Raw genomic sequence first — 16,983 nt, forward strand, 5'->3', positions numbered from 1 at the left:
GCTTCCACACCCCGTACACCGTGAGGTCCACACCGCCCCGTCCCGCTCACGGTTCCTCCCAGTAACGCGGATGCACCAGCGTCGACGGCATCGCACCCCCCAGCCGCACCCGCTCCGCCGAGCGCTCGGCCGCCGGCAGCTCCCGTGCCCCCAAGGAGCGCAGCCCCGGCGCCCGCCCGTCGAGGCCGAGCGGGCCCACCGCGTGCGGAGCGGCAAGCACGAACCCCCAGTCGTGCGGCGCCTGCGACCCGCCCATGGGCCGGTCAGGACCCGCGGCGAAGCCGGTGCGCCTGCCCTCGATGCGGTACGGGCGGGTCGCCAGGCCGCCCGCCCTCATCGACGCCTCCACCGTCCAGAACGTCTCCGGCCTGCTGCCGAGCGGCCCCGCGTGCACCACCAGCCGGCCGCCCGGCTCCAGGGCTTCCCCGACCAGGCCGTAGAACTCCGCCGAGTAGAGCTTGGTACTGGCCGTGATCCCCGGGTCGGGCAGATCCGAGATCACCACGTCGTAGCGGTCACCCGTGGCCCGCAGCCAGTTGAACGCGTCCCCATCGGCCGCTGTCAGCCGCGCATCCCTGTACGCGTGCCCGTTCAGCCCGGAAAGCGCGGGGTCCGTACGGGCCAACCGGGTGACGGCCGGGTCGAGCTCGACCACCACGACGGACTCGACGTCGGGATACCGCAGCACCTCGCGGGCGGCCAGCCCGTCGCCCCCGCCGAGGATCAGCACCCGCTCGTGCCTGCCTCGCATCACCGGGTGCACCAGCGCCTCGTGGTAGCGGTACTCGTCGCGCGAGCTGACTCTCAGCCGGCCGTCCAGATAGAGGTCGAGCGAGCCCCGCCCCACTCCGGTGAGGACGACCTCCTGCACCTCGGTCCGCACGGCGACCCGCACCTCGTCCCCGTACACCGCGCGCCGCGCCGCCCTCTCGAAGTCGTCGACCAGGAACGTGGCCGTGGCCAGCACGGTGACCACGACCGCGTTGACGGCGATCAGCAGCCAGCGCTCGCGGGTGCCGAGGTCCCGCCGGAACACCCACAGCACCAGCGCCCCACCCGCCGCCGCGTTGACGGCGCCGGTGAACAGCGCCCCGGTGAGCTGTCCCATCATCGGCAGCAGCAGGAACGGAAACGCGAGCCCACCGACCAGCGCGCCCACGTAGTCGGCGGCGAAGAGATCGGCGACGGCCCCGCCCGCGTCCTGCCGGTCGACGCGCTGGATCAGGGTCATCAGCAGCGGGATCTCCGCTCCGATCAGGATGCCGATCGCCATCGAGAACCCCACCAGCGCGTGGCGCGACTCCCCGAGCCAGGCGAACGACGCGTACAGCACCAGGGCCGACGATCCGCCGACCAGCGCGAGAGCGGCTTCGATCAGCCCGAATCCGACGGCGGCGCGGCTGCGTAAACGTTTCGCGAGAAGCGAGCCGATGCCCATCGCGAACACCATCACGGACAGCACGACGGAGGCCTGGGTGACCGAGTCACCGATCAGGTAGGAGGCCAGCGCGACCAGTTCGAGCTCGTACACCAGTCCGCAGGCGGCGCAGATGAAGACCACGGCCAGCACGAGGAAACGACCGGTCCTCGGTCGCACGGGAAGCCGCGCCGCGCCCCCTCGCAGCGACACCTGCTGGTCGATCATGAAGCGAACGCTACGTTACGGCGACGTCGCCGCTTGTCACCCACAAGGGTGCAAGTGAGGCACTCCGGAAGCACGTTGAACGCGCCCCGCACCTGCCCGGACCGGCACAGCGCCCGGTCCCGCACCTGCCCGGACCGGCACAGCCATCGGCACAGCGCCCGCTCACAGCGCCGGCGCGGGCATCCGCACACCCACCCGGGTCCGGGTCACCACCAGCTGCCCCTCCTGCGGGTACGCGTGCCAGGTGCGCCACCTCACCTGGCCCTCCGAGAACTGCGCCAGCATGGCCGTGAAGGCGTACGGACTACCGGGAAACGTCCCCGCAAGGCCGTGCGGATGGTCGGCCACCAGCGCGAGCAACTCCTGTGCCCGGCCCGCGAACGAGCCCTCCGAGAGGGTTTCCACGCGCGCCGCGAACTCGTACTCCCACTCACCCATCCGCTTGGCGACACCGAGCGGCAGGGGCGTGCTGCTGCCCGGGATGCAGGCAACGGTCTCGGAACAGGTACCGCGCTCCTCCTCCAGGAGGACCTGGTGGGAGGCACCGAGCAGCCTCATCTGCAGCTTCGCGCAGGGCAGTTGGAGGTCGAGGACGGCGAGGGCCGGCAGTGGCTCGCGCCCCAGCGCCCAGGCCAGATCGGCGGCACGGGTATCGGAATAGGCGGTCTGGAGGGTCGTGAGCATGGGTCGGCTCCGCAAAACACGCATGGACACACGGACAGGAGGTGCCCCCGGTGCGCGGTCGCCCTAGGGGAAGAGGAACGCCTGAGTCGGCCCGATCAGGGTCCGATGGCTGAATGTTCCCTACAGCGAGGGAATCATGAAGTACGCCACACTCACAGCGTTTTTACCCAACATGACGTGGTTTCCATCCCCTCGGGGGCAGCACGGTTCATCTGTTCCAGAAAAGCCCAACGAAAAGGTGCCCGGCGGGAGTTCGGCCCACCGGGCACCTCGCGGACGCAGGGCCCCTCCACCGGCCGCGGGCGGCGGCCCCGTCAGTTGCCGCCGCCGCAGCCACCGCCGCCACCGCAGGACGAGCTGCTTCCCCCACCGCACGAGTGGCCCCCGGAGTGGCCTCCCCCGCTGTCACCGGCCCACCAGCTGCCGCCGTCGGAACCGCTGGAGCCGCCGCTGCCCGAGCCCCGGTTCCCGCCACGCCTGCTGCGTCCCCCCATCGGGTTCTTCCTTCTTCCCGATCCCGACATCAGGGCTCCCGCCCCCACGCACACCAGCACGATGAACACGACGAAGACGAACATTTCCATCGACCTCACATCCTTCTCTTCCCCCGAAGCGAGGTCCCCGCTTCTCACGTGCCAGGGAGATTCCCACGCCCCGCCGCGGCCAAAGCAGACTTGAGCAACTCCAGAGCTTCGGCACAGGATGGCGCCCATGACACAGGGACGACCGCTGCTCAACCGCCGCCTCGCCGACTTCGGCACGACGATCTTCGCGGAGATGTCCGCGCTGGCCGTACGGACCGGAGCGATCAATCTCGGCCAGGGCTTCCCCGACACCGACGGCCCCGAGGAGATCCGGGAGGCCGCGGTCCGGGCGCTGCGCGCCGGCCACGGCAACCAGTACCCACCGGGTCCCGGCGTCCCCGAACTGCGCTCCGCGATCACGGAGCACCAGCAGCGGCGCTACGGACTGGCGTACGACCCCGACACCGAGGTGCTCGTCACGACGGGCGCCACCGAGGCCATCGCCGCCGCCCTGCTGGCCCTCCTGGAGCCCGGCGACGAGGTCATCGCCCTGGAGCCGTACTACGACTCGTACGCCGCCTGCATCGCCATGGCGGGCGGCACCCGCGTCCCCGTCACGCTCCACCCCCACGAGGGCGCCTACCGGCTCGACCTCGACGAACTCCGCGCCGCCGTCACCCCCCGCACCCGGCTGATCCTGCTCAACACCCCGCACAACCCCACCGGCACCGTACTGACGCGCGAGGAACTGGCCGCAGTCGCCGAGCTCGCGTGCGAGCGCGACCTCCTCGTCGTCACGGACGAGGTCTACGAGCACCTGGTGTTCGAGGGCGAGCACATCCCGCTCGCCTCCTTCCCCGGCATGCGCGAGCGCACGGTCACCATCAGCAGTGCGGGCAAGACGTTCGCGTTCACCGGGTGGAAGGTCGGCTGGATCACGGCGAGCCCCGCCCTGGTCACCGCGGTCAGGTCCGCCAAGCAGTTCCTGACGTACGTGTCGGCCGGCCCCTTCCAGTACGCGGTCGCGGAGGCGCTGCGCCTGCCCGACAGCTACTTCGACGGACTGCGCGCAGACCTGCGCGCCAAGCGCGACCTGCTGAGCGGCGGCCTCGCCGAGGCCGGCTTCGCGGTCTACGAGCCCGCCGGAACGTACTTCGTCACCACCGACATCCGGCCGCTCGGCGGCGGACAGGACGGCTTCGCGTTCTGCCGGGCGCTGCCGGAGCGGTGCGGGGTCGTCGCCGTCCCCAACGCGGTGTTCTACGACCACCGCGAGCAGGGCGCGCCCTTCGTGCGCTTCGCGTTCTGCAAGCGCACGGAGGTTCTCACGGAAGCGGTCACCCGTCTGAAGGGCCTCGGCACGGGCTGATCCGCCGGCCGGGCGAGAGCCCGGGCATGAGGAAGCCCGGCGCGGTGGCGCGGTCGCGGTGACCGCCGCCCCCGGCCGGGCTGTCGCACCGGCGCCGGATCAGGCCTCCGGGGACTCCTCGTCCGCGGTCTTGGCCTCGGCGGGCTCCAGGCCCAGGCGCTCGATGAGCCACTTGTCGAACTCGATGGAGGCCCGCACCCAGCTGACCGTCGAGGAGACGAAGTGCTCCAGGCTGACGCCGGTGCCGATGAGCATCTGCGCCTCACCGATCAGCCGCACGGAGGCGGCGGCGCCCTCCTCGCCCTCGTGGGCGTGCGTGTAGACCTTGGGCCACAGGGTGCGGCGGTTCCAGTCGTCGATCGCGTCGAGAAGGACGGCGCGCTGGTCGACGGGGTGGGGGCGGTCGTAGAACGTACGGACCGAGAAGACCTGCTGCTCCTCCTCGCCGCGGAACATGAAGTACGTGCGGAACTCTTCCCACGGCGCTGCGAGGTCGCCCTCGTCATCGACGACGTACTTCAGCTCCATCTGCTCGAGAAGCTGCTTGACGAGGTCCTGGTCAGGGACGACGGGCCCCTCGGGTCCTGCCGCCTGCGGCTCGGGCTGGCCCCCGAAGTTGGGAATCGAGGACGGATCGATAGACATCGCTGGGTACTCCTGTGGATCGCTCGTGGTTTCCTGCCATCGACCCTAGCCGCGATCGGCGGCCAGTAGTCCTACGCCCTCAGGGGAATCGTCCCCGCGCCGGTCGCACGTGCACGCGACCAGGCGACGGCGACCAGGATCGCGCACAGCGTCCCGAGAAGTCCCGCCCCTCCGATCGTGTCCGAGGACGATCCGGACAGCTCCGCGGCCAGACCGCCCGCCGCGACGCCGATCCCCTGCATGGCGGTCAGCCCCGACCTGGCAAGCCCCAGTACCTGGCCGCGCTGGCCGGCCGGGGTCAGCAGGACGAAGGTGGCTCCGGCGGTGATCTGGTAGGCCGAGCACACGCCCGACGCCATCAGCAGCAGGACGGCAACCGCGACACCGGGGCCCGTCCAGTACAGGAGCAGCGGCAGATTCGCGCCGATCGCCAGCGGCCCGAGCAGCCTGCGGCGCCACTCGTCCCCGACGCTCGCCCGCCCGAGCAGGGCCGCGCCCAGCACCATTCCCGCCGGATGCGCGGCGAGCAGGAGCCCCACGGAGGCGCCGCCCCCGCCGGCCTCGTCCGCGAACGGGGCGGCCAGCCCTTCCGGCAGCACGATGAACCCCGCCAGCCATCCCAGGGCGACCAGGGCGCGCAGCCTGGGGTCCGCCCAGATCAGTGCCGCCCCACTCCGGACCTGCATGTGCAGTCGCTTCCGGCCCACATCGTCGCTCGCGATCGGCCGCGCCTTCACACCGAACCTGATCAGGGACGCGGAGAGCAGGAACGAGGCCGCGTTCAGCCCCAGGGAGAGGTGGCTTCCCAGCCACACGACGAGAACACCGCCACCGGCGAAGCCGACCAGCTGCCCGGCCTGGTGGGTGATCAGCATGACCCGCTGGCCACGCTCGTACCTCCGCTCGCCGAGCACCGTCGGCAGCAGAGCGCCCTGCGCGGCGCCGAAGGGCGCCTCGGCCAGCTGCGCCAGTACCAGCAGTCCGGCCAGCAGGGGCAGCGGCGTTCCCGGCAGGGCCATCAGCCCGACCAGGGCCGCGCGCACCAGGTCGCAGCCGACCATGACGGTCCGCCGGGGGAAGCGGTCCGCGAGGCCGGACAGCAGCACCCCGGACAGCAGGGCGGGCAGCGTGGTCAGGGCGTACGTCGCCGCGGTCCAGCCGGCCGACTCGGTTCGTTCGAAGACCAGCAGCGACAACGCCACCCGCGCCAGCTGGTCACCGAGGACCGACTGAGCATAAGCCGCCCAAAGAGTGCGAAATTCGCTGAGGCGAATTAGATTGTCACTTTTGCAATCCTTCGACTCCGGGCTTATCTCATCAGGTATGCGCTCCGTCATGCGCGTACCTTACCGGCTGCCGAATTCCGCATATACCCCCTCCGGCAGACCATGAAAGGTGGTCCGGAGTGTCCGGATATTGAGCGGAAAACGGTCTGTTGCCTGGCCGTTGACCGTAAGGCGATCGGGATAGGGATATGCGCCGGCCTCGCCGGGAGAGCAACCGGGGGCAGCAAGCCGCGCTTGTCATCCGGCCACGGAATGGAAATTTTCGGCTCGATTTAGTGGGCAACCGCCGGTACGGCCCCCACTTACTTCTCCGGCACATGACCAGGGCACTTCATCAATCAAGGGTGTCGGATGCACGCATCAATGCAAACGACTCCGCGCACGAACGTGCCCCCGGCCCGGACGCGGGGTCCGGGGGCCGGGGGCACGACGAGTGGTCTACCTGGCCTTCTCCGGGGTGACGGCGCCCACGAGCAGCCCGTCCCCGGCCCGGTCCACCCGCACGGTGTCGCCGTCCTTGACCTCGCCCGCGAGGATCTCCTTCGCGAGCCGGTCGCCGATCGCCGTCTGGATCAGCCTGCGCAGCGGCCGGGCGCCGTACGCCGGGTCGTTGCCCTCCTCGGCCAGCCAGGCCAGGGCGTCCGGGGTCACATCGAGGGTGATCCGGCGGTCGGCCAGCCGGCCTGCGAGGCGGCCCACCTGGAGGCCCGCGATGTGGGCGAGCTCGTCACCGGACAGGGCGGAGAAGACCACCAGGTCGTCGAGCCGGTTGAGGAACTCCGGCTTGAAGGACGCCCGTACGACATCCATGACCTGCTGCTTCTTCACGTCCGGCTTGGTCAGGGGATCGACCAGGAACTGACTGCCGAGGTTCGACGTGAGGATCAGGATGGTGTTGCGGAAGTCCACCGTCCTGCCCTGCCCGTCGGTGAGCCGGCCGTCGTCGAGCACCTGCAGCAGGATGTCGAAGACCTCGGGGTGCGCCTTCTCCACCTCGTCGAGCAGGACGACACTGTACGGGCGGCGGCGGACCGCCTCCGTGAGCTGGCCGCCCTCCTCGTAGCCGACGTAGCCGGGCGGGGCGCCGACGAGCCGGGCGACGCTGTGCTTCTCGCCGTACTCGCTCATGTCGATGCGGATCATGGCCCGTTCGTCGTCGAACAGGAAGTCCGCGAGCGCCTTGGCCAGCTCGGTCTTGCCGACCCCGGTCGGGCCGAGGAAGAGGAACGAGCCGGTGGGCCGGTCGGGGTCGGCGATCCCGGCGCGGGTGCGGCGTACCGCGTCCGCCACGGAGCGCACGGCCTCGGTCTGGCCGATGAGCCGGCGGCCCAGCTCGTCCTCCATGCGCAGGAGCTTCTGGGTCTCGCCCTCCAGGAGGCGTCCGGCCGGGATGCCCGTCCACGCTCCGACGACGTCCGCGATGTCGTCCGGTCCGACCTCCTCCTTGACCATGGTGTCCTGGGAGGCCTCCTGCTCGGCCTCGGCCGCTTCGGCCAGTTCGCGCTCCAGGCCGGGGATCTCCCCGTACAGCAGCTTGGACGCGGTGTCGAAGTCGCCGTCGCGCTGGGCGCGTTCGGCCTGGCCGCGCAGTTCGTCCAGGCGTTCCTTCAGCTCACCGACGCGGTTGAGCCCCTGCTTCTCCTTCTCCCAGCGGGCGGTCAGGCCCCGCAGCTCCTCCTCCTTGTCGGCGAGGTCGCGGCGGAGCTTCTCCAGGCGCTGCCTGGAGCCCGCGTCGGTCTCGTTCTTGAGGGCGAGCTCCTCCATGTGCAGGCGGTCGACGGCCCGCTGGAGCTCGTCGATCTCCAGGGGGGAGGAGTCGATCTCCATACGGAGCCGGGAGGCTGCCTCGTCGACGAGGTCGATGGCCTTGTCGGGGAGGAAGCGGGAGGTGATGTAGCGGTCGGAGAGGGTCGCGGCGGCGACCAGCGAGGAGTCCGCGATCTGGACCTTGTGGTGCGCCTCGTACCTGCCCTTGAGGCCGCGCAGGATCGCGATCGTGTCCTCGACGGACGGCTCGGCGACCAGGACCTGCTGGAAGCGGCGCTCCAGCGCGGGGTCCTTCTCGATGCGCTCGCGGTACTCGTCCAGCGTGGTGGCGCCGACCATGCGGAGTTCGCCCCGGGCGAGCATCGGCTTGAGCATGTTGCCCGCGTCCATCGAGGAGTCGCCGCCGGCGCCCGCGCCGACGACGGTGTGCAGCTCGTCGATGAAGGTGATGATCTGGCCGTCGCTCTCCTTGATCTCGGAGAGGACGGTCTTGAGGCGTTCCTCGAACTCGCCGCGGTACTTCGCACCCGCGACCATCGCGCCGAGGTCGAGGGAGACGAGCCGCTTGTTCTTCAGCGATTCGGGCACGTCCCCCTTGATGATCCGCTGGGCGAGCCCTTCGACGACGGCGGTCTTGCCGACGCCGGGCTCCCCGATGAGCACGGGGTTGTTCTTCGTACGGCGGGACAGCACCTGGACGACGCGGCGGATCTCCTGGTCGCGCCCGATGACGGGGTCGAGCCTGCCCTCGCGGGCGGCGGCCGTGAAGTCGGTGCCGAACTTCTCCAGGGCCTTGTACTGGCCCTCCGGGTCGGGTGTGGTCACCCGGCGCCCTCCCCTGCTCTTCTCGAATGCGTCCAGCAGCTTCTTCGCACTGGCTCCCTGCTGAGTGAGGATCTCACCGGCACGGCCGCCCCTGGCGGCGACACCGATCAGCAGGTGCTCGGTGGAGAGGTATTCGTCGCCGAGTTCCTTCGCCCTCTGTGCGGCGTCGGAGATGACGGCGAGCAGCTCACGGTTGGGCTGCGGCGGGGCGACGGTGGATCCGGTGACGCTCGGCAGCGCGCCGAGAAGCCGCTCCGTCCCGGCACGCACGGCCACCTGGTCGGCGTCGGCCGCGGCCAGCAGGTCGGTGATGTTCGCGTTGTCCTCGCCCGCGAGCAGTGCGAGCAGCAGGTGCCCGGGGGTGAGGTCGGGGTGCCCGTCCTTGACGGCCCTGCTGGTGGCCGCGTTGAGGGCGTCCCGGCTCCTGTTGGTCAGCTCGGCGTCCACGGGCGCTGTCTCCTCCTTGTGCTGGTGCTTCTCGGCTTCACTGAAGTATGACTCGAACAACGGGTACAAAGTTGAGTCTATTCCACTCAAGCCTGACCGGGTGCGGATGTCGGGACCGTTATCTCTAGGCTGACCCCATGCCTGACGTTCGCAACCTCGGCCCCGAGTACCTCGCCTTCTGGCGGGAGCGCCATGTGTGCACCCTGACGACGCTCCGCCCGGACGGCACCCCGCATGTGGTGCCGGTCGGCGTGACGTACGACCCGCAGACACGGCTGGCACGTGTCATCACCAGCGGGAAGAGCCGGAAGGTCGCCCACGTCCGGGCAGCGGGCCCCCAGGGCGCGCGGGTCGCGGTCTGCCAGATGCAGGGACGCCGCTGGGCGACCCTGGAGGGACTCGCGACGGTCCGCACGGAGGCCGGGCAGGTGGAGGACGCGGTACGCCGTTACGCGGAGCGGTACGAGCGCACTCCGGCACACAACCCCGAACGGGTCGTCATCGAGATCGCCGTGGACCGGGCGCTCGGCAGAGGCTGAGAAATTCCACCCGGGCAGCACAACGGCGCCATCGTGTTCAGGTCACGATGGCGCCGTTGTGTGGGGGAAGCACCTGAACGACATGGAACGACGGGGGAATCGTTCAGGCACTGCGGGGGGTGGCGGAGATGGCTTCTTGTTCGAACAGCTCGTGGTCCCGCTGATCGAGATTGACGAAAATCATGCCGTACCTCACGGCACAGCGAACCGGTTGCGGCGCCCCGCGGGGCCGGCGCAGACAGCGATAGGCGCGGACGTCGTCGTCCGTTTCCATCACCACGACGATCGGCTCTCCGAACAGGGTGACCATCAACGAATCGCCACGGCCGGTGAGCGCCGTGAGCAGATCGATGAAGTGCCACCCTGACCGATAGGCCGTGGCCATCTCCCGCCGGAAGGTGCGGTCGTCCGGTGGGGTGGTCATGCGCCGGTAAGGGCCGGAGCGGACCAGGCGATGTCACCCGGTGCCGGAGCAGCCTCTGCACCCCAGGCGATGTCTCCCGGTGCGGGCGCGGCCTCGATACCCCAGGCGATGTCACCTGGTGCCGACGCTGCCGGAGCGCCCCAGGCGATGTCTCCCGGTACGGACGCGGCCCCGGCACCCCAGGCGATGTCACCCGATGCCGCGACGGTCTCCCCGCCCCATGCGATGTCGCCCCCGCCCGCCAGTCCAATGCCCAAGGCTGCAACGAACGAGGCGGCAAGCGCCGAGCGAAGCATTCGCTTATACATAGTCGGCTTCGTCCTCACTTGTGGATTCTTCTCCCCCGCACTTAAGACGATGTCTCACCCAGGCACTCGAACACCACTGAGTCGATGCATCATGTTCCTGCATGTTCAGGAACCTGGGGGGTGGAGATATGACCACAAGCTACACAAAGCCGACACATCCTCACGGGATCACCGAACTGTGCGAAGAGGGAGGGCGCCTTTACGCCGGCGCATTGCGCTCCGGGCGCATCGCCCGCGCCGAGGTCGCGGCTGCTCCGTGCCTGATCGACTTCGCTCTACTGCACCCCGATCCCGACGACGCGGACTGGCTCAGGCCGGTACCCCCGTCCGCCGCGCTGGCCAAACACCTGCACCCGCTCGAACGCGAGATCACGGAACGCCGCCGGCGCTCCGTCCTGCTCACGGAGTCCTTCGAGCCCTACATGGACATCAGCGCCCAGGACCCGCCGACCACCCACGCGATCACCGTGCTCGAAGGCGCCAACCGCATCAACGCGGCGCTGGACCTCGCCACGGCCGAGTGCCGGACCGAAGTCCTGACCGTCCAGCCGGGAGGCGGCCGGAGCGAGGACCGCCTCATCGAGGCCCTTGAGCGGGGCCTGTCCGTCGTGGACCGCGGCGTACGCATCCGCACGCTCTACCAGCACACCGTGCGGCACAGCCCCAGCACCCTGGCCTACGCCGAGCGCATCGCGGACGCGAACGTGGAAATCCGCACGCTCGAGGAACTCATCGAGCGCCTGATCATCTTCGACCGCACGGTCGCCTTCATCCCCGCCACGGACGACCGTCAAGTCGCCCTGGAACTGCGGCACACGGGACTGGTCGAATACCTCGCCAAGGTCTTCGAACAACTCTGGACCCGAGCCGCTCCCCTGCGGGAGGAAGTCAAGTACAACCCGACGACCCTCGGCATCAGTGGAGTTCAGCATGCGATAGCCCAACTCCTCGTCGAGGGACACGTCGACGACTCGATCGCGCGTCGTCTCGGCATGAATGTCCGCACCTGCCGCGCACATGTGGCCAAACTGAACGCCGCGCTCGGCAGCAACAGTCGCGCCCAACTCGGCTATCTGATCGCACAGTCAGGGATTCTGGAACAGGAGTGACCTGCTCCCGGCGCACAACGATTCCTCCGGATCCAGGCTTCCGCCACCGTCATCTTGTTGCAGTGCAAAAAAATGAGGGCCTCAAATCGACGCGGAAAAGGCAAACCCGACCCATTCGCATGGGAATCGAGAGCTGTGCGACCCGGCGATACGCCTGTACGAGGAAGCGCTGCGCGCGGGACGTCTCCCCCGCGACGGCCTGGACTCCGCCCCGTGCCTGCTGGAGATGGCCCTCGTCCAACCCGACCCGGGCGACGACGCGTGGCTCCGCCCCGTCCCGCCGTCCGCCGCTCTGGCCCACCTGCTGCAGCCCATCACCAGGGAGATAGACGAGCGGATACGGCTGACCTCCGCGCTGTCCGGGGCACTGGCGCCGCTCATGGCCGTCGCCGACGAGGACCCCAACCACGCGATCACCGTGCTCGAAGGGCGGTCGCTGATCATCTCCGTGCTCCGGGAAGCCTCCACCCATGCCAAGGAGGAGGTCCTCACCGCGCAGCCAGGGGGCAACAGACTCACGCACAACATGCGTCAGGGGCTGGAGAACGCCCGCTCCGCGATCGCCTCGGGAGCCCGGCTGAGGCACCTCTACCAGCACCCCGCCCGCTACAGTCCCGGGCTCAAGGACTACGTGGCGGAGATACCGTCCGACCGCCTCCAGGTGCGGACCGTCGAGCAGACCGTCGAACGGCTCATCATCTTCGACCGCGCCGTCGCCTACATCCCCGCCACTCCCACGCGGGAGACGGCACTGGAAATCCGCCATCCCGCCCTCGTCGCCTATCTCACCCAGGTCTACGAGGTCCTCTGGGCGCAGGCCACCCCCCTCACCCAGCAGCTCCCGGCGACCGTCCCGGGCGCCCCCGTCACCGCCGCCCAGCAGAGCATCGCCCGGCTGCTGGCCGAGGGCCACGTCGACGACGAGGTCGCCCGCAAGCTGGGCATCAGCGTCCGCACCTGCCGCTCCCACATCTCCAAGCTCATGCAGACGCTCGACGCCCGCAGCCGTACCCATCTGGGGGCGCTCATCGTCCGGTCCGGGATCGCCGAGGCGGGCACCGGGACAGCGCAGAGGCCCGCCCCGGGGCCATGAACGGGTCATGACCTCCGAGAGCGGGCCTCCGCAGCCGGTCTCAGTCCTTCGGCCTCTTGGGCCGCCAGACGACCAGTGCGCTGGTCTGCTGCACATCCTGGTACGGCACCAGGTCGCGCCGGTACGAGGCGTGCACCTGGGCCTCGGCCTGCTGCATGGCCACCGCCGCACCGTCCACCGCCGCGGAGAGCTCGGCGACGCGCTGCTGGAGCGCGGCGACCTGGTTCTCCAGCTCGATGATGCGCTTGATGCCCGCCAGGTTGATGCCCTCGTCCTGCGACAGCTGCTGCACCGTGCGCAGCAGTTCGATGTCACGGGCCGAGTAGCGCCTGCCGCGTCCGGCCGTACGGTCCGGCGAGACCAGGCCGAGGCGGTCGTACTGGCGCAGCGTCTGCGGATGCAGGCCCGAGAGCTGGGCCGCGATCGAGATCACGTACACCGGTGATTCATCGGTCAGCTGGTACGGATTGCGTCGACGGCCGTCCATCTCAAGCTCCCTTCGCAGCCTGGAACAGCTCCGCCCGCGGGTCCTCCCCCGCGGTCGCCTTCCGGTAGGCCTCCAGCGCTTCCTGAGCCTCTGCGCCGAGATCCGTGGGCACGGACACCTCGACGGTGACCAGAAGGTCGCCACGAGTGCCGTCCTTGCGCACGGCGCCCTTGCCGCGGGCCCGCATCGTACGCCCGTTGGGTGTGCCGGCCGGGAGTTTCAGGGTGACCGGAGGCCCGCCGAGCGTGGGGACCTTCACCTCGCCGCCGAGTGCCGCCTCCGCGAAGGTGACGGGCACGGTGACGGTGAGGTTGTCGCCCTTGCGGCCGAAGACCGGGTGGGCGTCGACGTGGACGACGACGTAGAGGTCGCCGGCCGGGCCGCCGCGCTCGCCCGGGCTGCCCTTGCCGCGCAGCCGGATCCGCTGGCCGTCCAGGACGCCCGCCGGGATCCGCACCTGCATGGTGCGGGCCGACTTCGCCCGGCCGCTGCCCTTGCAGACCTCGCAGGGGTCCTGGGCGATGAGGCCCCGGCCCTTGCAGTCCACACAGGGATCGGTGAGCGAGAATCCGCCGCCGGTGCCGCGCGACACCTGACCGGTGCCCACACAGGTCGGACAGACCCTCGGGGTGCCGTTCTTGTCGCCGGTGCCCGAACACGCCTTGCAGGGAGCCTGGCTGGACATCCGCAGCGGGACCGTGGCCCCGTCGACCGCCTCGGTGAAGCTGAGCGTCACCTCGGACTCGATGTCCTGGCCGCGGCGCGGCTGGACACGTGTGCCACCGCCGCCCCGGTTGAACAGCCCGCCGAAGACGTCGCCGATGCCGCCACCGCCGAAGCCGCCCGCGCCGGCGGTCTGGCCGCCGCCCGGGGCACCCCCGAAGAGGTCGCCCAGGTCGAAGTTGAAGTTGCCGCCCGCGCCGCCGGGACCCGCCCGGAAGCCTCCGTTGCCGAAGAGGGCGCGCGCCTCGTCGTACTCCTTGCGCTTCTTGGGGTCACCGAGGACGTCGTTCGCCTCGGAGATCTCCTTGAAGCGCTCCTCCGCCCTGGCGTCGCCCTTGTTGGCGTCCGGGTGGAACTCGCGGGCGAGCTTCCGGTACGCCTTCTTGACCTCGGCGTCGGTGGCGTCCTTGGGGACGCCGAGGACCTTGTAGTAGTCCTTCTCGACGAAGTCCTTCGTGCTCATCGACGTCCCTCCTTCCGGACGATCGGCCGTGCGGCCGGCCCAGTGGCCGGCCGCACGCCCCGTCGGTGTTCACCGCAGTGGTCGGACTGGACGTCAGACCTCTTCGGTGCCACCGCTCTCCTCGTCGTCTGCCTTCTCTTCCTTCGCCGCCGCGGGCGTCGCACCCGGCTGCGGCTCGGCCACGGCCACCCGCGCGGGGCGGATGGTGCGCTCCCCGATGCGGTACCCAGGCTGCAGGATCGCCACGCAGGTCGTCTCGGTGACGTCCGGCGCGTACGAGTGCATCAGGGCCTCGTGGATCGTCGGGTCGAAGGGCTCGCCCTCCTTGCCGAACTGGTGCAGGCCCAGCTTCGCGACGACCGTCTCCAGCGATTCGGCCACCGACTTGAAGCCGCCGACCAGCTCGCCGTGCTCCCGTGCGCGGCCGACGTCGTCCAGCACGGGCAGGAGCTCGGACAGGAGGCCCGCGACTGCGACCTCCTTGACCTGCACCCTGTCCCGCTCGACCCGCCGGCGGTAGTTCTGGTACTCGGCCTGGAGCCGCTGGAGGTCGGCCGTGCGCTCACCGAGCGCGGTACGGACCTGGTCCAGCTGCGCCGTCAGGGCCGCTGTCTGCTGTACGTCCCCGGCCGGGGCCGCCGCCTCCTCGGAGGAGGGGGTGGCGGCCTTCGGCTCGACGTCGTCGGAGTTGGCGCCGGAGGGGACGTCGGGCTTCTCGTCGAAGCCCGGAGTCTCCTCGGTCACGCCGCACCGCCCTTGTTGTCCTTCTCGTCGTCCACGATCTCGGCGTCGACGACATCGTCGTCGGCCTTGGCGCCGTCGTCACCCGGGGTGTCGGCGCCGGGCGTCGCACCTTCGGACTGCGCGTTGGCGTACATCGCCTGGCCCAGCTTCTGGGAGACGGCCGCGACCTTCTCGGTGGCGGTGCGGATCTCGGCGGTGTCCTCGCCCTTGAGCTTCTCCTTCAGCTCGGTGAGCGCGGTCTCCACCTCCGTCTTCACGTCGCCGGGGACCTTGTCCTCGTTGTCCTTGAGGAACTTCTCCGTCTGGTAGACGAGCTGCTCGCCCTGGTTGCGCGACTCGGCGGCCTCACGACGACGGTGGTCCTCGTCGGCGTACTGCTCGGCCTCTTCGCGCATCCGGTTGACCTCGTCCTTCGGCAGCGAGGAGCCACCGGTGACGGTCATCTTCTGCTCCTTGCCGGTGCCGAGGTCCTTGGCAGCGACGTGCATGATGCCGTTGGCGTCGATGTCGAAGGCGACCTCGATCTGCGGCACGCCACGCGGGGCCGGCGGCAGACCGGTGAGCTCGAACATTCCGAGCTTCTTGTTGTACGCCGCGATCTCGCGCTCGCCCTGGTAGACCTGGATCTGCACGGACGGCTGGTTGTCCTCGGCCGTCGTGAAGATCTCGGAACGCTTGGTCGGGATCGTGGTGTTGCGCTCGATGAGCTTCGTCATGATCCCTCCCTTGGTCTCGATACCGAGGGACAGCGGGGTCACGTCGAGGAGCAGGACGTCCTTGACCTCACCCTTGAGGACACCGGCCTGGAGCGAGGCGCCGATGGCGACGACCTCGTCCGGGTTCACACCCTTGTTGGCGTCCTGACCGCCCGTGAGCTCCTTGACGAGCTCGGCGACGGCCGGCATACGGGTCGAGCCACCGACGAGAACGACGTGGTCGATCTCGGAGAGCTGGATGCCCGCGTCCTTGATGACGTTCTGGAACGGGTTCTTGCAGCGGTCCAGGAGGTCGGCGGTGAGCTGCTGGAACTGCGAGCGCGTGAGCTTCTCGTCCAGGTGCAGCGGGCCCTCGGCCGACGCGGTGATGTAGGGCAGGTTGATCGTGGTCTCGGTCGAGGACGAGAGCTCGATCTTCGCCTTCTCCGCGGCTTCGCGGAGGCGCTGGAGAGCCATCTTGTCCTTGGACAGGTCCACGCCGTGACCGTTGGCGAACTGCTTCACCAGGTAGTCGACGACACGCTGGTCCCAGTCGTCACCACCGAGGTGGTTGTCACCGTTGGTGGCCTTCACCTCGACGACGCCGTCGCCGATCTCCAGGAGGGACACGTCGAAGGTGCCGCCACCGAGGTCGAAGACGAGGATCGTCTGGTCGTCCTTGTCGAGCCCGTACGCCAGCGCGGCGGCCGTCGGCTCGTTGACGATGCGCAGGACGTTCAGGCCCGCGATCTCGCCGGCCTCCTTCGTCGCCTGACGCTCGGAGTCGTTGAAGTACGCCGGGACGGTGATGACGGCGTCGGCCACCTTCTCGCCCAGGTACGCCTCGGCGTCACGCTTGAGCTTCTGCAGGATGAAAGCGCTCATCTGCTGCGGGTTGAAGCCCTTGCCGTCGATCTCGATCTTCCAGTCAGTGCCCATGTGGCGCTTGACCGAACGGATCGTCCTGTCGACGTTCGTCACTGCCTGGCGCTTGGCGACCTCGCCGACGAGCACCTCGCCGTTCTTCGCGAAGGCGACGACGGACGGCGTGGTCCTGGCGCCTTCGGCGTTGGTGATGACGGTGGGCTCGCCGCCTTCGAGAACGCTCACGACGGAGTTAGTCGTGCCCAGGTCGATGCCGACCGCACGTGCCATTTCGATTCCTCCAACTGACTACTTGAGTGGATCTGACTCAAGGATGCATGA

The 16,983-nt window shown here is 69.6% G+C and carries 16 protein-coding genes; 4 read left to right on the forward strand and 12 right to left on the reverse strand.

The window, feature by feature from the left end; genetic code table 11:
- Window positions 1–46: 46 nt before the first annotated feature.
- The 3 genes from ABZS61_RS06280 to ABZS61_RS06290 all read right to left on the reverse strand — a co-directional run bounded on the left by ABZS61_RS06280 (window position 47) and on the right by ABZS61_RS06290 (window position 2,913).
- Complete coding sequence (locus ABZS61_RS06280) at window positions 47–1,645, reverse strand: polyamine aminopropyltransferase (protein WP_356416852.1); 1,599 nt, start codon at window positions 1,643–1,645, stop codon at window positions 47–49.
- A 162-nt stretch (window positions 1,646–1,807) separates the two neighbouring features.
- Window positions 1,808–2,329 carry a DUF2617 family protein gene (locus ABZS61_RS06285; protein WP_356416854.1) on the reverse strand — a complete coding sequence of 174 codons (522 nt, stop codon included), beginning with the start codon at window positions 2,327–2,329 and terminating at the stop codon, window positions 1,808–1,810.
- A gap of 314 nt (window positions 2,330–2,643) precedes the next feature.
- The gene (locus tag ABZS61_RS06290) at window positions 2,644–2,913 is read right to left on the reverse strand and encodes a hypothetical protein (RefSeq protein ID WP_356416856.1); all 270 of its coding nucleotides are present in this window, start codon (window positions 2,911–2,913) and stop codon (window positions 2,644–2,646) included.
- 127 nt (window positions 2,914–3,040) lie between these two features.
- On the opposite strand from ABZS61_RS06290, the gene ABZS61_RS06295 reads away from it, so the two are divergent.
- Complete coding sequence (locus ABZS61_RS06295) at window positions 3,041–4,222, forward strand: pyridoxal phosphate-dependent aminotransferase (RefSeq protein ID WP_356416858.1); 1,182 nt, start codon at window positions 3,041–3,043, stop codon at window positions 4,220–4,222.
- Window positions 4,223–4,321: 99 nt separating this feature from the next.
- Here ABZS61_RS06295 and ABZS61_RS06300 read toward each other — a convergent pair whose 3' ends face one another.
- The 3 genes from ABZS61_RS06300 to clpB all read right to left on the reverse strand — a co-directional run bounded on the left by ABZS61_RS06300 (window position 4,322) and on the right by clpB (window position 9,192).
- Window positions 4,322–4,867: a YbjN domain-containing protein gene (locus ABZS61_RS06300; RefSeq protein WP_356416860.1), complete on the reverse strand. Its 546-nt coding sequence runs from the start codon at window positions 4,865–4,867 to the stop codon at window positions 4,322–4,324.
- Between the two features lie 71 nt (window positions 4,868–4,938).
- Window positions 4,939–6,204 carry an MFS transporter gene (locus ABZS61_RS06305; RefSeq protein WP_356416863.1) on the reverse strand — a complete coding sequence of 422 codons (1,266 nt, stop codon included), beginning with the start codon at window positions 6,202–6,204 and terminating at the stop codon, window positions 4,939–4,941.
- Window positions 6,205–6,591: 387 nt separating this feature from the next.
- Window positions 6,592–9,192: an ATP-dependent chaperone ClpB gene (gene clpB / locus ABZS61_RS06310; RefSeq protein ID WP_356417157.1), complete on the reverse strand. Its 2,601-nt coding sequence runs from the start codon at window positions 9,190–9,192 to the stop codon at window positions 6,592–6,594.
- 137 nt (window positions 9,193–9,329) lie between these two features.
- Between clpB and ABZS61_RS06315 the strand changes: the two genes are divergently transcribed.
- The gene (locus ABZS61_RS06315; protein WP_356416865.1) at window positions 9,330–9,731 is read left to right on the forward strand and encodes a TIGR03618 family F420-dependent PPOX class oxidoreductase; all 402 of its coding nucleotides are present in this window, start codon (window positions 9,330–9,332) and stop codon (window positions 9,729–9,731) included.
- Between the two features lie 103 nt (window positions 9,732–9,834).
- Here the strand turns inward: ABZS61_RS06315 and ABZS61_RS06320 are convergent, their stop codons facing one another.
- Together ABZS61_RS06320 and ABZS61_RS06325 are read right to left on the reverse strand one after the other, a co-directional pair.
- Entirely contained in the window at window positions 9,835–10,155 is a 321-nt protein-coding gene (locus ABZS61_RS06320; protein ID WP_329209504.1) for a (2Fe-2S)-binding protein, read from the reverse strand.
- The gene (locus ABZS61_RS06325; protein WP_356416868.1) at window positions 10,152–10,412 is read right to left on the reverse strand and encodes a 5'-nucleotidase; all 261 of its coding nucleotides are present in this window, start codon (window positions 10,410–10,412) and stop codon (window positions 10,152–10,154) included. Before ABZS61_RS06325 ends, ABZS61_RS06320 begins: the two co-directional genes overlap by 4 nt.
- Before the next feature lie 152 nt (window positions 10,413–10,564).
- Between ABZS61_RS06325 and ABZS61_RS06330 the strand changes: the two genes are divergently transcribed.
- Both ABZS61_RS06330 and ABZS61_RS06335 read left to right on the forward strand, forming a co-directional pair.
- Entirely contained in the window at window positions 10,565–11,572 is a 1,008-nt protein-coding gene (locus tag ABZS61_RS06330; protein WP_356416870.1) for a helix-turn-helix transcriptional regulator, read from the forward strand.
- An 85-nt stretch (window positions 11,573–11,657) separates the two neighbouring features.
- Window positions 11,658–12,665 carry a helix-turn-helix transcriptional regulator gene (locus ABZS61_RS06335; protein ID WP_356417158.1) on the forward strand — a complete coding sequence of 336 codons (1,008 nt, stop codon included), beginning with the start codon at window positions 11,658–11,660 and terminating at the stop codon, window positions 12,663–12,665.
- Between the two features lie 40 nt (window positions 12,666–12,705).
- Here the strand turns inward: ABZS61_RS06335 and ABZS61_RS06340 are convergent, their stop codons facing one another.
- From ABZS61_RS06340 to dnaK, 4 genes are all read right to left on the reverse strand, one after another.
- Window positions 12,706–13,152, reverse strand: coding sequence for a helix-turn-helix domain-containing protein (locus ABZS61_RS06340; protein ID WP_356416872.1), 447 nt, complete (start codon window positions 13,150–13,152; stop codon window positions 12,706–12,708).
- A gap of 1 nt (window position 13,153) precedes the next feature.
- Window positions 13,154–14,338: a molecular chaperone DnaJ gene (gene dnaJ / locus ABZS61_RS06345; protein WP_356416874.1), complete on the reverse strand. Its 1,185-nt coding sequence runs from the start codon at window positions 14,336–14,338 to the stop codon at window positions 13,154–13,156.
- Window positions 14,339–14,431: 93 nt separating this feature from the next.
- Window positions 14,432–15,082, reverse strand: coding sequence for a nucleotide exchange factor GrpE (gene grpE / locus ABZS61_RS06350; RefSeq protein WP_356416876.1), 651 nt, complete (start codon window positions 15,080–15,082; stop codon window positions 14,432–14,434).
- The gene (gene dnaK, locus ABZS61_RS06355; RefSeq protein WP_356416878.1) at window positions 15,079–16,932 is read right to left on the reverse strand and encodes a molecular chaperone DnaK; all 1,854 of its coding nucleotides are present in this window, start codon (window positions 16,930–16,932) and stop codon (window positions 15,079–15,081) included. Before dnaK ends, grpE begins: the two co-directional genes overlap by 4 nt.
- Window positions 16,933–16,983 lie beyond the last annotated feature (51 nt).

The sequence above is a fragment of the Streptomyces sp. NPDC005566 genome (genome assembly GCF_040605575.1).
GTDB lineage: Bacteria > Actinomycetota > Actinomycetes > Streptomycetales > Streptomycetaceae > Streptomyces.

What these genes read in the sequence shown, in the direction of transcription:
- ABZS61_RS06280 (WP_356416852.1), bottom strand. Translation starts at nt 1,645, where the DNA reads ATGATCGACCAGCAGGTGTCGCTGCGAGGGGGCGCGGCGCGGCTTCCC.
- ABZS61_RS06285 (WP_356416854.1), bottom strand. Translation starts at nt 2,329, where the DNA reads ATGCTCACGACCCTCCAGACCGCCTATTCCGATACCCGTGCCGCCGAT.
- ABZS61_RS06290 (WP_356416856.1), bottom strand. Translation starts at nt 2,913, where the DNA reads ATGGAAATGTTCGTCTTCGTCGTGTTCATCGTGCTGGTGTGCGTGGGG.
- ABZS61_RS06295 (WP_356416858.1), top strand. Translation starts at nt 3,041, where the DNA reads ATGACACAGGGACGACCGCTGCTCAACCGCCGCCTCGCCGACTTCGGC.
- ABZS61_RS06300 (WP_356416860.1), bottom strand. Translation starts at nt 4,867, where the DNA reads ATGTCTATCGATCCGTCCTCGATTCCCAACTTCGGGGGCCAGCCCGAG.
- ABZS61_RS06305 (WP_356416863.1), bottom strand. Translation starts at nt 6,204, where the DNA reads ATGACGGAGCGCATACCTGATGAGATAAGCCCGGAGTCGAAGGATTGC.
- ABZS61_RS06315 (WP_356416865.1), top strand. Translation starts at nt 9,330, where the DNA reads ATGCCTGACGTTCGCAACCTCGGCCCCGAGTACCTCGCCTTCTGGCGG.
- ABZS61_RS06320 (WP_329209504.1), bottom strand. Translation starts at nt 10,155, where the DNA reads ATGACCACCCCACCGGACGACCGCACCTTCCGGCGGGAGATGGCCACG.
- ABZS61_RS06330 (WP_356416870.1), top strand. Translation starts at nt 10,565, where the DNA reads ATGTTCAGGAACCTGGGGGGTGGAGATATGACCACAAGCTACACAAAG.
- ABZS61_RS06340 (WP_356416872.1), bottom strand. Translation starts at nt 13,152, where the DNA reads ATGGACGGCCGTCGACGCAATCCGTACCAGCTGACCGATGAATCACCG.
- dnaJ (WP_356416874.1), bottom strand. Translation starts at nt 14,338, where the DNA reads ATGAGCACGAAGGACTTCGTCGAGAAGGACTACTACAAGGTCCTCGGC.
- dnaK (WP_356416878.1), bottom strand. Translation starts at nt 16,932, where the DNA reads ATGGCACGTGCGGTCGGCATCGACCTGGGCACGACTAACTCCGTCGTG.